Source organism: Comamonas halotolerans (assembly GCF_030162935.1).
Classification (GTDB): Bacteria; Pseudomonadota; Gammaproteobacteria; order Burkholderiales; family Burkholderiaceae_C; genus Comamonas; species Comamonas halotolerans.
Genome location: NZ_JASAUZ010000011.1, coordinates 19,975 through 33,995, shown reverse-complemented (window position 1 = coordinate 33,995; position 14,021 = coordinate 19,975). Strand labels below are relative to the sequence as shown.

The window sequence follows — 14,021 nt, the reverse complement described above, 5'->3', positions numbered from 1 at the left end:
CACGGCACTTGTGGAGTGCCTATTGGGCAAAACCTTGATCTGGCGCAGATTTTATATTTCGTGACTGTGCTTTGCAGGCGAGCGTGCGAAAGCTGGCATTGCTCTATATGGGCTTGCCCCGAAAAATGAGCTGGCGGCTTGGTGAAACAAGCACTTAGATGTCAGAAGTGTCAGAAATGCCTGAAAGAATTGCGCTCAAGGAGCCTATGTCTCAATCAAGGCTATTGCCCTGCATTTGCCTGTGCGAGCAAACGTGGCAGGTCGGCCATGTCGTCAAAAACGAAGGATGCGCCAGCTTGCAAGAGCTGCTCCGGAGTGGAGTGAGCATTTACCTTGGGGCAGTAGCCCCATACGGTGGCATTGGCACGCACACCCGCAGTCAAACCGGGCACGGAGTCTTCAATCACCAGGCAGCGCTGTGTCGGGGTCGCCACCGCCGCCGCGGCTGCCAGATATACATCGGGCCAGGGTTTGGTGCGGGGCAGGTCGTGCCCGCTGAATACATGCTCGCCGAAAAACGGGAGCATGCCGACTTTCTCCAATTGCATGAGTACCTTGGGCTTGTCGGCTCCGGAAGCCACAGCAATTTTTCCTTGCAGTTGCTGATGGACTGCCTGCACCGCGGGCAAGGCACCATCGATTGCCACCAGTTCTGCACGAAGCCGTGCATTGCGACGCTCGTAAAACTCCGCCATCCATGCATCGGTCAATGGGCGGCGGGTTTCGGCTTCAATGCGTGCGGTTTCGCTGCGCACGGTTTTGCCGATGAAGATGCGCATGCACTCTGCTTTTGACAGTACCCAGCCCGTTTCATTGAGCATGGTGTGCAGCACGCGGTTGGTGATGAGTTCGCTGTCGACCAGGACGCCGTCACAGTCGAACAAAATGGCATCAAATTGCATAGCTAGGAGTGGCGCAGACTCGCGCTGCGCCAAATGTCGATAGGTTCCTAAAACTGTTTGCCGTCCACGTAATACCAGCGCCCCTCTTCGCGCAAAAAGCGGCTGCGCTCATGCAGACGTATGGCTCGTCCAGCGACGCGAAAGCGCGCAACAAACTCAACTTCGGCCTTGTCGCTGTCCGTGGGTTGGAAATCCTTGACTTGAAGACCTAGCCATTTTGCGCCAGCTTCAAAGTCCAATGAGGCTGGTCGTTGGCTGCTGTGCCATGTTGCCAGCAAGTAGGCAGCATTTTCAACCACAAACGCGCTGTAGCGCGAGCGCATCAGATGTTCAGCATCCGGGGCGGGCACAGTCTCGTAGTGTTCGACAAAACGGGCACAACAGTCGGCATAAGCCAAAGCTTTGCCCTTGGTGTTGGTGCGCCCGCAAGGGCAGGCGGCACTGGGAGGCAAGTTCATGGGGTGATCGGGTAAGCACAGAGCCTTGATTCTCAGTCAAATGAAGAAGATGTGTCAGGCGGGGGATGTGCTTCGTTGACGTTAACGTCAATAATGCAGGGCATGAGTAAAACTACATCGGCCCCTGTGAGCTATTCCATTAGTGATTTGGCTCGGGAATTTGACCTCACCACGCGCGCCATCCGCTTTTATGAAGACATGGGGCTGCTGCAACCCACCAGAAAAGGGACGGGAGGTCGCACGCGTGTCTACAGTGCGCGTGACCGTACGAGACTGCGTTTGATTTTGCGTGGCAAACGGCTGGGGTTGTCACTGGTGGAGGCCAAGGAGGTGATCGATCTCTACGACAGTCCACGTGACACGCATGTGCAACTGACCCGATTTCTGGAAGTGCTTGGCAAGCACCGCCAGCAAATGGAAGAGCGCATGGAAGACTTGCAGGCGACCCTGGAAGAGGTCAGGGCGCAGGAGAAGGAAGCACGCACCCTGCTACGCAAAATTGGAAAAGCAAAAGCTGCATAATTGACGTTAACGTAAAAGGAATTTCAAAGAAAATTCCAGCCAATCATGGAGACAACATGGTCGATCACGATGCACTGCAGCGAGTGAGAGAGAATTTTTTGCTGCAAGGTGCCATGAACACGCTGGGCGCTGCGATCACGCATCTGGCTGCGGGTGAAGTGGACATCAGCTTTGACTGGGCTCCGGGGTTGACCCAGCAGCATGGCTTTATCCATGCAGGCATGTTGTCTGCGGCGCTGGATTCAGCGTGTGGCTATGCCGGATTCAGCCTGATGCCCGCCGATGCGGAGGTGCTGACCATTGAATTCAAGTCCAACTTGCTGGCGCCCGCCAAGGGCCAGCACTTTCGTTGCGAAGGCCGAGTGCTCAAACCCGGTCGCACCATTGTGGTGACAGAAGGTCGCGCTTATGCCATCGACAACGGAAAAGAAAAACTCTGTGCAACCATGCAATGCACGTTGATGGCGTTGCAGGGGCGCGAAGGCCTCAAAGAGAAATAAGAAGCCGCAATCAGACGGTCGACCCCACCACCATTCATCTTAGGAGACAACACCATGAGCAATCTGCCCGGCCTGAACTTCCAACTCGGGGAAGACATTGATGCATTGCGCGATGCGGTGCGTGAATTTGCGCAATCCGAAATCGCGCCACGCGCTGCAGAAATTGATCGCACTGACCAGTTCCCCATGGATGTATGGCAAAAGTTTGGAGAGCTGGGGGTACTGGGCATCACTGTGCCTGAGCAGTATGGCGGTGCCAACATGGGCTATCTGGCGCATATGGTTGCCATGGAGGAAATCTCGCGCGCCAGTGCTTCGGTGGGCCTGAGTTATGGCGCGCATTCGAATCTGTGCGTGAACCAGATCAACCGCAATGGCAGCGAAGCACAAAAGCAAAAATACCTGCCCAAGCTGATCAGCGGCGAACATGTGGGGGCGCTGGCCATGAGTGAGCCCGGTGCAGGCTCGGACGTGATCAGCATGAAACTCAAGGCCGAAGACAAGGGCGGCTACTACCTGCTCAATGGCAGCAAGATGTGGATTACGAACGGCCCCGACGCCGATACCTTGGTGGTGTACGCCAAAAGTGAGCCGGAGATGGGCGCGCGCGGTGTCACGGCATTCCTGATTGAAAAAGGCATGCCTGGCTTCAGCATTGCGCAAAAGCTCGACAAGCTGGGCATGCGTGGAAGTCACACGGGCGAGCTGGTCTTCCACAACGTGGAAGTGCCTGCCGAAAACATTCTGGGGGGCCTGAACAATGGTGCCAAGGTGTTGATGAGTGGTCTGGACTATGAACGTGCCGTACTGACAGGAGGGCCACTGGGCATCATGCAGTCCGTCATGGACAACGTGGTGCCATACATCCATGACCGCAAGCAATTTGGTCAAAGCATTGGCGAGTTTCAGCTCATTCAAGGCAAGGTGGCTGATATGTACACCGTGCTGCAGGCAGGTCGTTCGTTTGCCTATACCGTGGCCAAGAATCTGGACATGCTGGGCACGGAGCATGTGCGTCAGGTGCGCAAAGACTGCGCCAGCGTGATCCTGTGGTGCGCTGAGAAGGCCACGTGGATGGCAGGCGAAGGCGTGCAAATCTATGGTGGCAATGGGTATATCAACGAATATCCATTGGGTCGTTTGTGGCGAGATGCGAAACTCTACGAAATTGGCGCGGGCACCAGCGAGATTCGCCGTATGCTCATTGGCCGCGAATTATTCGCGGAAACCTGCTGAGGCAGGATCGCTGTCTGGCGCCGTTTCATGAACGAGAAAGGAAGGCCACATGACCACTAGTACATCCATCGAAGACCTGTTTGTCCATAACAAAGAATGGGCGGCACAGATGGAGCGAGATCGCCCTGGATTCTTCACAGGGTTGATGGCGCAGCAAAAACCGAGATACATGTGGATTGGCTGCTCGGACAGCCGTGTACCAGCCAACCAGATTACAGGTCTGGAGCCTGGTGAAGTGTTTGTGCACCGCAATGTGGCCAATGTCGTGGTGCCCAGTGACTTGAATGCGCTCAGCACCATTCAGTACGCGGTGGATCACCTGAAGGTCGAACATCTGATGGTGGTGGGGCACTACGGCTGCGGTGGTGTGCTGGCGGCACTGGAAGGCATGCGCCTGGGCTTGGCTGACAACTGGACACGTCATGTGCGTGATGTTCGTGACAAACACTATGAGCTGCTCAAGTCCACGCCTGTGCAGCACCGCCATGATGTGCTGTGTGAGCTGAACGCTATCGAACAGGTGAGGAATGTGGCACAAAGCACGGTCATGCAGGATGCATGGGCGCGCGGTCAGCAAGTGTCATTGCACGGCTGGTGCTACAGCTTGCAAAACGGGCATATCACCAACCTGGAAATGACCGTGCCAGGTATCGGTGGTCTGCATGAAATCCATCAGCGTGCAGTGCAACTGGTGGCTGAGCGTCAGCGCGACTGACAGACCCTTCTTGAGGAGCGAGAATTTTCGCCATGTTCCCGCAGAAACTCGATGCTCCTCAAGCGTATGACATTGCCCAGGCCATGATGGATGGCGTGAATCGCCACTATCAACTGTTTCGAGCGGCTACTCAAGCGGCCAAGCAGCATTTCGAGCAGGCCGATTGGGCCGCCCAGCAAAGTGGGCAGCGCGAGCGTATTGCTTTCTATGACCAGCGGGTACAAGAGTGCGTGCAGCATCTCACCCTGACGTATGCAGCAGGCAGTCTGCCCATGAGCGTGTGGCAACAGGTCAAACTGCACTACATAGTTCTGATGGTTGGGCATTTGCAGCCAGAACTGGCGGAAACGTTCTTCAATTCTGTTACCACCAAAATCCTGCACCGCACACACTTTCACAACGACTTCATTTTTGTGAGGCCGGTGGTCAGTACCGAGTACCTGGAGGCACCTGGTGCTCCGGCTTTTCGGGCGTTTTACCCATCCAGCATGGACGCGTTGGTTCCAACTTTGTATGGCGTGATCAGCCACTTTCAGCTACAAGCCGGTTTTGAGAATTTGGGGCGTGATGTGGCCTTGCTGGCGACACGCATACGCCAGCGCTTGCAAGGGCTGACCTTGCGGGCCAATTTGCAAATTCAGGTGCTCAGCAGCTTGTTCTTTCGCAACAAAGGTGCCTATGTGGTGGGCAAGATCATCACCGGGTATACCGAAATTCCGCTGGCCATTCCCATCTTGCACACCAGCCAGGGCCGTGGCCTGGTGTTGCATGCAGTGCTGTTTGATGAGGAAGACCTGCATGGGCTGTTCAGCTTTGCACGTGCGTATTTCATGGTGGATATGGCCGTTCCCAGTGCCTACGTGGAGTTCTTGCACAGCTTGATGCCACGGAAACCACGCGGGGAAATCTACACAGCTCTGGGTTTGGCCAAGCAGGGCAAGACGCTGTTTTACCGGGATTTGCTGCACCACCTGAAACACAGCAGCGATCAGTTCCGCATTGCCCCGGGCATTCAGGGGCTGGTCATGCTGGTGTTTGATTTGCCCAGCTTCCCCTATGTGTTCAAGCTCATCAGGGACAAGTTCCCCGCACCCAAGGAGACTTCACGGCAGGAGGTGCAGGCCAAATACCGTTTGGTCAAGGAACACGACCGCGTGGGGCGCATGGCTGACACCATGGAGTACAGCTTGGTGGCGCTGCCTTTGGAGCGGTTCAGCCCTGAATTGCTGCAAGCGCTGCAGACGGATGCGGCAGAGCATGTGGAGATCAGTGACCGCGATGGCGATGGACATATGGAGGTCATCATTGACCACCTGTATATCGAGCGCCGTTTGTTGCCGTTGAATATGTTTTTGAAGGAATGCATGGATGCGGGACTGGATCAGCCCAAGCCCCGTGCAGCTCTGGAGCGAGCGGTGCTTGAGTATGGCAACGCCATCAAGGACTTGGTGGCAGCCAATATCTTTCCGGGTGACATGTTATGGAAAAACTTTGGTGTTACAAGAGGCGGCAAAGTGGTGTTCTACGACTACGACGAAATTGAGTATCTGAGCGATTGCAATTTCCGCGCAGTGCCTGCGCCGCGCAATGCCGAAGAGGAAATGAGTGGTGAGGTCTGGTGGCGCGTGGGCCCCAAGGATGTCTTTCCCGAAACGCTGGAGCCCTTTTTGCTGGCGCATCCGGCGGTACGTGAAGTGTTCATGCGCTACCACGCTGATTTGCTCAACCCTGATTTTTGGAAGGCACACCAGGCGCGCATTGCGCAAGGCCACGTGCACGATGTATTTCCCTATGACCGCAGCCGGCGCTTGCTGCCGGATGTGGTGCATTAGTTTTTTCTTGAATTGGCACACCACATTTATAAGGAGACTTTCATGCCACAACACCAGGACCCCGTCGTCATCGTCAGCGCAGTGCGCACACCCATGGGGGCATTTCAAGGTGACTTTGCTGAACTTGCCGCACATGATCTGGGTGGTGCCGCCATCAAGGCCGCTGTGGAGCGCGCAGGCATTGCGCCGGAGAAAGTTGAAGAAGTGCTGTTTGGCAATTGCCTGATGGCGGGCCAAGGTCAGGCACCGGCACGGCAGGCTGGCTTCAAAGGCGGGCTCCCGCAAAGCACAGGGGCTGTCACACTGTCCAAGATGTGCGGTGCAGGCATGGAGGCCACCATCCTGGCTCATGATCAGCTGATTGCAGGCAGCCGCGAAGTGATGATTGCTGGCGGCATGGAGAGCATGACCAATGCGCCTTACCTGCTCAAGAAGGGCCGTGCCGGCTATCGCATGGGCCACGACAAGGTGTATGACCACATGATGCTTGACGGCCTGGAGGATGCCTATGAAGCAGGCCGTTCCATGGGTACGTTTGGCGAAGACTGCGCAGCCAAATACAGCTTCACGCGGGAGCAGCAGGATGCTTTTGCCATTGCCAGCGTGCAGCGTGCCCAAGCAGCCGCACAAAGTGGGGCGTTTGATGCAGAAATCACGCCTGTGACTGTCAAGACCCGCAAGGGGGAAGTGACGGTCAGCGTGGATGAGGGGCCGGCCAAGGCCAAGCTGGACAAGATCAGCAGCCTCAAGCCAGCGTTCAAGAAAGACGGGACCATCACCGCCGCATCCAGCTCCAGCATCAACGACGGTGCCGCAGCCATGGTGCTGATGCGTGCTTCGACAGCACAGGCGCTGGGTTGCAAGCCTCTGGCCAAGATTGTTGCGCATGGCACGCATGCGCAAGCCCCCGAGTGGTTTACCACCGCTCCTGTGGGCGCCACAGAAAAAGCCTTGAAAAAAGCGGGCTGGAGCGTGGAAGACGTGGATCTGTGGGAGGTGAATGAGGCTTTTGCCGTGGTTCCCATGGCGCTGATGGCCGAACTGAAAGTGCCGCACGACAAGGTCAATGTGAATGGTGGCGCCTGTGCATTGGGTCACCCTATCGGTGCCAGCGGTGCACGCATCATTGTCACGCTGATTCACGCTTTGAAGGCTCGTGGAAAAACCAAGGGCATGGCAACGCTATGCATTGGTGGTGGTGAAGGCACTGCCATGGCGATCGAGTTGTTGTAAACAAACCTGCAGTGCCTCAGCAAGAGGCTTGCAGCAGGAGGGAGGTTGGCGATGATTACTTCACAAGCACAGCTTCGTACGCTGTATCCAGAACCGGCGGAGCGCGCGCGGCGCAAGCAGCTATCTGCGCTGGATGGTTATTGCCGGCAGTTCATCGCCTTGTCTCCCTTGTGCGTGCTCGCAACAGGCGGCGCTGAGGACTGCCTGATGGATGCCTCGCCCAGAGGCGGTGTGCCGGGTTTTGTGCATGTTCACGATGCCCATACGCTGTGGATTCCTGATGCGGGTGGCAACAATCGTCTGGACAGCCTGAGCAATCTGTTGAGCGATCCTCGCATCGGTCTGCTGTTTCTGATCCCCGGTGTGAATGAAACCTTGCGTATCAATGGCCGTGCGCAGCTGCGTGATGAGCAGCCGTTTACGCAAAAATTTGCCAGTGACCATTTTGTGCCCAAACTGGTGATTGAGGTGCATGTGCAAGAGGCTTATCTGCACTGCGCCAAAGCATTGATGCGATCGCGGCTATGGCAGGCTGATGCGCAGTGTGAACGTTCGGTGTTGCCCAGCATGAACCAGATGATTCATGCGCAGCTTGGGCTGGATGCAGTGCCTGAGCCCCAGTCCGCCATGGAACAACGTTATCAGCAGCAGATTGCGCTGGAAGTTGGTAAAGCCTAGTACTGCAAGCGCAGGCTTCACGCCTGCTGCGGCGGAATCAGGAAGTCGAGGAGAACAGCATGGCGGTGGTGTTGGTAATCGGGGCTTCGCGAGGAATTGGTCGTGGTTTGGTGCGAGCGTGTGTGGCGCGTGGCGATCAAGTGATGGCTACGGTGCGCCAGCGCGAAGATGTGGCGGCATTGCGTGACGAAGGTGCGCAGGCTCTGGTGGTGGATGTGGCGCAGCCTGCCAGCGTTAGCGGCTTGGCGTGGCAGCTGGATGGGGTTGAGCTGGATCAGGCTTGGTATGTGGCAGGAGCCTGGGATGGTGGCTGCGCTCACACACCTCCGACGCAGCAGGATTTTGATCGCGTCATGCACACCAATGTGCTGGGAGCGATGCAGGTGCTGCCACAAATCATGCCGTCCGTTCAAGCTGCACGCGGCACCATGGTCTGCATCAGCAGCGAAATGTCTCGTCTGACGCAGGCGCAAAGCAATGCATGGCTGTATCGAACGAGCAAGGCTGCGTTGAATATGGTGGTGGCATGCGCGCAGGATGAATGGCCAAATGTGCCGGTAATTGCCATGGATCCCGGTTGGGTGCGAACCGATATGGGGGGCGATGGCGCTTTGATTTCGGTGTCTACCTGCGTGCAGGGTATGTTGCAGGCTGTGGCGCAATGCCGTGAAGCCGACACCAGTGGCTTGCTGCGCTATGACGGGCAGCGTTGGAGCAACTGGTAATGAATACTGTGCTCAAGGCATATGGGAAAAACACTAAAGGTAGGAGACAGACATGTTGCTAAACGATGAGCAAACCATGATTAGAGATGCACTGCGTGATTTTGTGCAGACGCAAATCACTCCCCACGCAGCACGCTGGGACAAAGAGCATCACTTCCCCAAAGATGTGCACCAAGGCTTGGCAGCGCTGGGCTGTTATGGCATTTGCGTGCCCGAGTCCTATGGCGGCGCGGGGATGGATTATGTGAGTCTGGCGCTGGTGCTGGAGGAAATTGCAGCAGGAGACGGCGGCACCAGCACGGTCATCAGCGTGACCAACTGCCCAGTGAATGCCATCCTTATGCGCTATGGCAGTGAGGTGCAAAAGCAGCAGTGGCTCACGCCCTTGGCCAAGGGCGAGATGCTGGGCGCTTTTTGCCTGACAGAGCCTCATGTGGGCTCGGATGCATCGGCACTGCGCACCACGGCAGTCAAGGACGGTGAGGACTATGTCATCAACGGCGTCAAGCAGTTCATCACAAGCGGCAAAAATGCCGATGTAGCGATTGTGATTGCCGTGACGGACAAAGTGGCAGGCAAGCGTGGCATGAGTGCTTTTCTGGTTCCCACCTCCAACGCTGGCTATGTGGTGGCGCGCCTGGAAGATAAATTGGGACAGCACAGCAGCGATACCGCTCAGATCAATTTTGACAACTGTCGAATTCCCGCTGCGTACCTGATTGGTGCGGAAGGCGAGGGTTACAAAATTGCCTTGAGTGCACTGGAAGGTGGGCGCATAGGCATTGCTGCGCAAAGCGTTGGCATGGCGCGTGCGGCTTTTGAGTGCGCACTGCAATACAGCAAGGAACGCGAGAGCTTTGGGCAGGCCATTTTCAATCATCAGGCCGTAGGTTTCAGGCTGGCAGATTGCGCGACGCAAATAGAAGCTGCACGGCAGTTGGTCTGGCATGCAGCAAGCCTGCGCGATGCGGGGCTGCCTTGCCTCAAAGAGGCAGCCATGGCCAAGTTGTTCGCCAGCGAAATGGCGGAGCGTGTATGCAGCGCGGCGATCCAGACCCTGGGTGGCTACGGCGTGGTCAGTGACTTTCCTGTTGAGCGTATTTACCGCGATGTGCGCGTGTGCCAAATTTATGAAGGCACCAGCGACGTGCAGAAAATTCTGATTCAGCGCGCCCTGGCGTAGATTCCCATGTGACAGCGGCAACGGTTTTTCCTGCTGACATGTGGTGGTGCTTTTTCCAAGGATTGGTATTGTCAATGCACACCAGCGTGTGCCTAAGCTATCGCTCCTCATCTGTCCTGGTCGCAATGGGCGGAAGCTGACGGTACAGGTCATGCAGCGAATTTGGTGCATTCACGGTCATTCAATCAGGCCATGCAAGCATTCCTGCATGGAGCGTCGTAGCTGATCAGCCCTGGTCAATCGTGAAGCCGTGAAGATGGCGCGGCACGGCTTTCGGTAATACGCAACCCAGTTCCGCCATGCGCTGCCTGACAAACAGTGATGGCACTGCAAACACATGTGCCAGCTCATCCAAACTACGCGCTTGCATGGTTTGCACAGCGTAGCGCAAAGCGGCTTCCGGGATGAGCAGGCGTAAAGCGAAGTCATTGGCCTCGACCATGTGACGCTGGCTAAAGTCAAGTCGAAAATCTTCGCCTATATGCAGCTGCCTGGACATGCCAGGGCGCAGATGGTGCAGGGCCACATGTGCCAAGGCATGTGCGACGATATAGCGCTGATGCGCATACGGTAGCTGTTGCTGGAGCGTGATGCAGGCTTGATTGTCGGCGGTAATGGAAAGTTTGGCGCTGCAAGAAAGGGCTGTTTGCAATTGCAAGTGCACGCCCATTTCTTTGACGATATGTGCCACATTGACGGGTACGGTCTGGTCCCAGTGCAGCTTGAGAATGCCTTCTGCCAACAATGCCATGCGAGGCATTATCGTTTGTTGCCAGTTTCAAGAAGCTGCAACTCGTTGACTGCTTCGCTAGACAATGGCACAAACTCATGGAGCAATGGTCGTGATGAAGATACCCGGCAGTGAAATCACCCCTGAAACAATCTATGAACAACGCCGACGCGCTTTGAAATGGATGACCAGCGGAGTGGCTGGCGTAGGGCTGGCTGCTTGGGCGCAGCGAAGTGCTTGGTGCAGTGATACTGCCTCAGCAAGCATGCTGGCAGCTCTACCATCCGTGGCATCCAGGCTGGCGGGCGCGTACACACAAGAGCAGCAAACACCATTTGAGCATGCCAGCGGCTATAACAATTTCTACGAGTTCGGCGTAGGTAAAGCTGATCCTCAGCGCTATGCGCAGCAGATGCCGATTGATCCTTGGGTGGTGGAAGTCGAAGGCTTGGTACACAAGCCAGGACGCTGGGATTTGGAGGAATTGCTCAAACTCAGCCCCATGCAGGAGCGGGTGTACAGATTGCGCTGTGTGGAGGGCTGGAGCATGGTGATACCGTGGATTGGCTACTCGCTGTCTGAATTGATTCGCCGTGTGGAGCCTATGGGTTCAGCCAAGTTTGTTGAATTTGAAACACTGGCGGATTCGCAGCATATGCGCGGACTGAAGTCGCGTGTGCTGCAGTGGCCTTACCGGGAAGGATTGCGTTTGGATGAGGCTGTGCACCCATTGTGCTTGTTATGCTTTGGCATGTATGGACGAGTGCTTCCCAAGCAAAGCGGGGCACCACTGCGTTTGGTTGTGCCATGGAAGTACGGGTTCAAGAGTGCCAAAAGCATTGTGAAGCTTCGCTTTGTGGAGCAGCAGCCCATTAGCGCCTGGATGGAATCAGCTCCCCATGAATATGGTTTTTATGCCAATGTGAATCCAGATGTGCCTCACCGCCGCTGGAGCCAGGCAACAGAGCGGCGTTTGGATGGCAGCAGCGCCTTTGCGCCAAAACGCCGAACTGTTTTGTTCAATGGCTATGCAGAGCAGGTTGCGCACTTGTACCAAGGCATGGACTTGCAACGTAATTTTTGATGGCGTATCAACCAGCAGGCAAACAAGGGGCACAGCACAGGGTGTTCAAGCTGCTGGTGCTCACGTTCTGCCTGTCGCCGCTGCTATTGTTGGCAATACCACTGGGCGCGCACGGACTGGGCGTTAATCCTGGAGAGGCACTGCTACGCGGCACAGGAGACTGGGCTTTGAGAGCTGTGTTCGCGGTGTTGGCGATGGCACCGTTACAGCAGATCAGTGGGAGGATTTGCCTTGGACCGATGCGCCGCACTGTGGGGCTGTTTGCCTGCTTTTACGCCATGCTGCATGCGCTGATTTATGCATGGCTGGAGATTGGGTGGAGCTGGTCTGCTGTGGTGCACGACATGGGACAGCGTCCGTTCATAGCGGTGGGCGTTGCTGCGCTTGGCATTTTGTTGGCGATGGCGGCCTCTTCATCCAGCCGAGTCATTGAAATGCTTGGGCGTCAGCGCTGGAAACGCTTGCACCACCTTCTGCATCTGGCAGCTTGGTTGGCAATGCTGCATTTCTACTGGATGCGCGTGGCAAAGAATGATGTCCAAGAGGTGTGGATCTATGCAGCCGTGCTGCTGCTAATGCAAGCATGGCGCATATGGTTTTGGCTGCGCCACACCAAGATGGTTTAGACACGCTGACACAACACCCCTGGTACAACGCCGTTGCTTCACCGTGTCGTTTCTTCGTATCCTCGACAAATTCATGTCTTGTCTCAGCCGCCAACATTCGTTTGGCATAGTGATGCTAGCGGTTCACTGGCAGGTCATGTCGTGGCGCGGATTTGGCGCGTAGCTGGGTCAATCAGCGCTGTGGGGACTTGGTAATGGCTTTGCTGGAAGACATCAATGCCGCACTCCAAGTTTTCTATCCAGCAGTAAAAATCTTCCACTGCCTGTTTGCCCATGATTGGAGCACCATGCTGGGGTACGAGCATTTGCACATCGAGTTGCCGTGCCATGCTTGTCCACAATCGCAAAATCTTGTTGGAGACCATGTATCTGCGGTGAAAGGCTTCCATACGGGGAATATGTGCCTGAATATTCACCACAGGTTTGCGTGCTTCTGCACCGGAGGTCATGGAGACGGCCAAGTCTCCCGTAAACAGAATGCGGCTGATGGGGTCATAGAAGTGAAAGTTGCCCTCGGAATGCATGAAGTGCGCGGGCAGCAAGACAAGCTCACTGGATCCGAGTGGCAGTCGAGCCCCTGAATCTGGAACACCAATGACCCGATTTTCGGTTTTTCCGACCTTGGTGAAATGCGGTGCAAAACGTTCCCATATTCGAGAAATCACCAGCGAAGCCTTGGTGCTGGTCATCCAGCGATCCAGAGAGGCAATGATGTCAGGGTCAGCGTGCGAGGCAATTACATAGGAGAGCTTCTGGGGAGGAAAGTGCCTCGTCATTCCCATGAACAGCTCGTTGAAAGCCAGATTTCCGCCTGGGTCGATGATGGCCCCGGTGCCGCTGTCGACAATCAGGAACTGGTTGCATTGCACGGCTTGGCCATCTTCCTCCATCAAGTCCGTGAACATCAAGCAAGCATGATTTTTGTCGCGATAGAGTTCTATGGCCATGGAGTCAGGTGTCGTAGATGAAAATCCTCACTGTAGGTGAGCTCGACGCCATGGCAGTTGATACAGCACAAGCAATACGTCCCCTCCCTCAGTCAGGGTGCGCATGTTCTTATTGCTGGGTGGCTGGCTGTGCGGGGCCAGATCGTATGGGAAGTACTGTGTCAGGCAAAGACGCGCGGTCTTGGGCCTGCGGTCCGGTGGGCAGATAGAGGTCACCACGTTGGCCGCAGGCACCAAGGGCCACCGTACAAACGGCAAGGGCAATGCACCGGACTAGAATTTGGTTTGCATTCAACATGAGTGGATTGTAATGACCGACCTTGAATATTTGGATAAAGCAGAGCAACTGCTGATGGCAGTTGAGCAGTCGTGCGACCGCCTCAACGATGATGTGGATGCTGATATCGATGCACAACGCGTTGGTGGCATGGTGACTTTGGTGTTTGCGAACCGTTCACAGATTGTGATCAACCAGCAAAAGCCGCTGCATGAAATTTGGCTGGCGGCCAAGGCTGGTGGATTCCACTATAAATTTGACGGTCAACAGTGGAAAGACACCAAGGGCAGCGGAGAGTTCTTTGCCAATTTAAGCCGCTTTGCCAGTGAGCAATCAGGGTTGTCATTGACGTTCTCTTCCGATGTGGCCTGAG

17 protein-coding genes are annotated in these 14,021 nt (G+C 55.8%); 12 read left to right on the top strand and 5 right to left on the bottom strand.

Translation table 11 applies throughout. The annotated features are described in order from the left end of the window. Positions 1-221: 221 nt before the first annotated feature. Together QEP11_RS07200 and QEP11_RS07195 are read right to left on the bottom strand one after the other, a co-directional pair. Positions 222-902 (bottom strand): HAD family hydrolase, encoded by a 681-nt coding sequence (locus tag QEP11_RS07200; RefSeq protein ID WP_284335970.1) that lies wholly within the window; start codon positions 900-902, stop codon positions 222-224. 47 nt (positions 903-949) lie between these two features. Further along, positions 950-1,360 (bottom strand): YchJ family protein, encoded by a 411-nt coding sequence (locus QEP11_RS07195; protein WP_284335969.1) that lies wholly within the window; start codon positions 1,358-1,360, stop codon positions 950-952. A 102-nt stretch (positions 1,361-1,462) separates the two neighbouring features. On the opposite strand from QEP11_RS07195, the gene QEP11_RS07190 reads away from it, so the two are divergent. Genes QEP11_RS07190 through QEP11_RS07150 form a run of 9 tightly spaced genes read left to right on the top strand, consistent with a single transcriptional unit; the run spans position 1,463 to position 9,984 of the window. Further along, positions 1,463-1,882: a MerR family transcriptional regulator gene (locus tag QEP11_RS07190; protein WP_284335968.1), complete on the top strand. Its 420-nt coding sequence runs from the start codon at positions 1,463-1,465 to the stop codon at positions 1,880-1,882. A gap of 56 nt (positions 1,883-1,938) precedes the next feature. Beyond that, complete coding sequence (locus tag QEP11_RS07185; protein WP_284335967.1) at positions 1,939-2,382, top strand: PaaI family thioesterase; 444 nt, start codon at positions 1,939-1,941, stop codon at positions 2,380-2,382. A gap of 54 nt (positions 2,383-2,436) precedes the next feature. Beyond that, positions 2,437-3,618 carry an isovaleryl-CoA dehydrogenase gene (locus QEP11_RS07180; protein WP_284335966.1) on the top strand — a complete coding sequence of 394 codons (1,182 nt, stop codon included), beginning with the start codon at positions 2,437-2,439 and terminating at the stop codon, positions 3,616-3,618. A 49-nt stretch (positions 3,619-3,667) separates the two neighbouring features. Then, complete coding sequence (gene can / locus QEP11_RS07175; protein WP_284335965.1) at positions 3,668-4,333, top strand: carbonate dehydratase; 666 nt, start codon at positions 3,668-3,670, stop codon at positions 4,331-4,333. A 32-nt stretch (positions 4,334-4,365) separates the two neighbouring features. After that, complete coding sequence (aceK, locus tag QEP11_RS07170) at positions 4,366-6,165, top strand: bifunctional isocitrate dehydrogenase kinase/phosphatase (protein ID WP_284335964.1); 1,800 nt, start codon at positions 4,366-4,368, stop codon at positions 6,163-6,165. A gap of 42 nt (positions 6,166-6,207) precedes the next feature. Continuing rightward, entirely contained in the window at positions 6,208-7,398 is a 1,191-nt protein-coding gene (locus QEP11_RS07165) for an acetyl-CoA C-acyltransferase (RefSeq protein WP_284335963.1), read from the top strand. Between the two features lie 51 nt (positions 7,399-7,449). Further along, positions 7,450-8,076 carry a pyridoxamine 5'-phosphate oxidase family protein gene (locus QEP11_RS07160; protein WP_284335962.1) on the top strand — a complete coding sequence of 209 codons (627 nt, stop codon included), beginning with the start codon at positions 7,450-7,452 and terminating at the stop codon, positions 8,074-8,076. A 59-nt stretch (positions 8,077-8,135) separates the two neighbouring features. Then, positions 8,136-8,801, top strand: a complete 666-nt coding sequence (locus QEP11_RS07155) for an SDR family oxidoreductase (protein ID WP_284335961.1) — start codon at positions 8,136-8,138, stop codon at positions 8,799-8,801. A 52-nt stretch (positions 8,802-8,853) separates the two neighbouring features. Beyond that, positions 8,854-9,984, top strand: coding sequence for an acyl-CoA dehydrogenase family protein (locus tag QEP11_RS07150; protein ID WP_284335960.1), 1,131 nt, complete (start codon positions 8,854-8,856; stop codon positions 9,982-9,984). 226 nt (positions 9,985-10,210) lie between these two features. Here QEP11_RS07150 and QEP11_RS07145 read toward each other — a convergent pair whose 3' ends face one another. Next, complete coding sequence (locus tag QEP11_RS07145; protein WP_284335959.1) at positions 10,211-10,735, bottom strand: ImmA/IrrE family metallo-endopeptidase; 525 nt, start codon at positions 10,733-10,735, stop codon at positions 10,211-10,213. An 85-nt stretch (positions 10,736-10,820) separates the two neighbouring features. Between QEP11_RS07145 and msrP the strand changes: the two genes are divergently transcribed. Further along, complete coding sequence (gene msrP, locus QEP11_RS07140) at positions 10,821-11,798, top strand: protein-methionine-sulfoxide reductase catalytic subunit MsrP (RefSeq protein ID WP_413788692.1); 978 nt, start codon at positions 10,821-10,823, stop codon at positions 11,796-11,798. Continuing rightward, positions 11,798-12,424 (top strand): protein-methionine-sulfoxide reductase heme-binding subunit MsrQ, encoded by a 627-nt coding sequence (locus QEP11_RS07135; RefSeq protein ID WP_284335958.1) that lies wholly within the window; start codon positions 11,798-11,800, stop codon positions 12,422-12,424. The genes msrP and QEP11_RS07135 overlap by 1 nt, the downstream gene beginning before the upstream one ends. Positions 12,425-12,558: 134 nt before the next feature. Here the strand turns inward: QEP11_RS07135 and QEP11_RS07130 are convergent, their stop codons facing one another. After that, complete coding sequence (locus tag QEP11_RS07130) at positions 12,559-13,371, bottom strand: oxygen-binding di-iron domain-containing protein (RefSeq protein ID WP_284335957.1); 813 nt, start codon at positions 13,369-13,371, stop codon at positions 12,559-12,561. A gap of 109 nt (positions 13,372-13,480) precedes the next feature. After that, a complete protein-coding gene (gene lptM, locus QEP11_RS07125; protein ID WP_284335956.1) occupies positions 13,481-13,669 on the bottom strand; it encodes an LPS translocon maturation chaperone LptM in 189 nt (62 codons plus the stop codon). A 12-nt stretch (positions 13,670-13,681) separates the two neighbouring features. Here lptM and cyaY point away from each other — a divergent pair, with 12 nt between their 5' ends. Beyond that, complete coding sequence (gene cyaY, locus QEP11_RS07120; RefSeq protein ID WP_284335955.1) at positions 13,682-14,020, top strand: iron donor protein CyaY; 339 nt, start codon at positions 13,682-13,684, stop codon at positions 14,018-14,020. Position 14,021 lies beyond the last annotated feature (1 nt).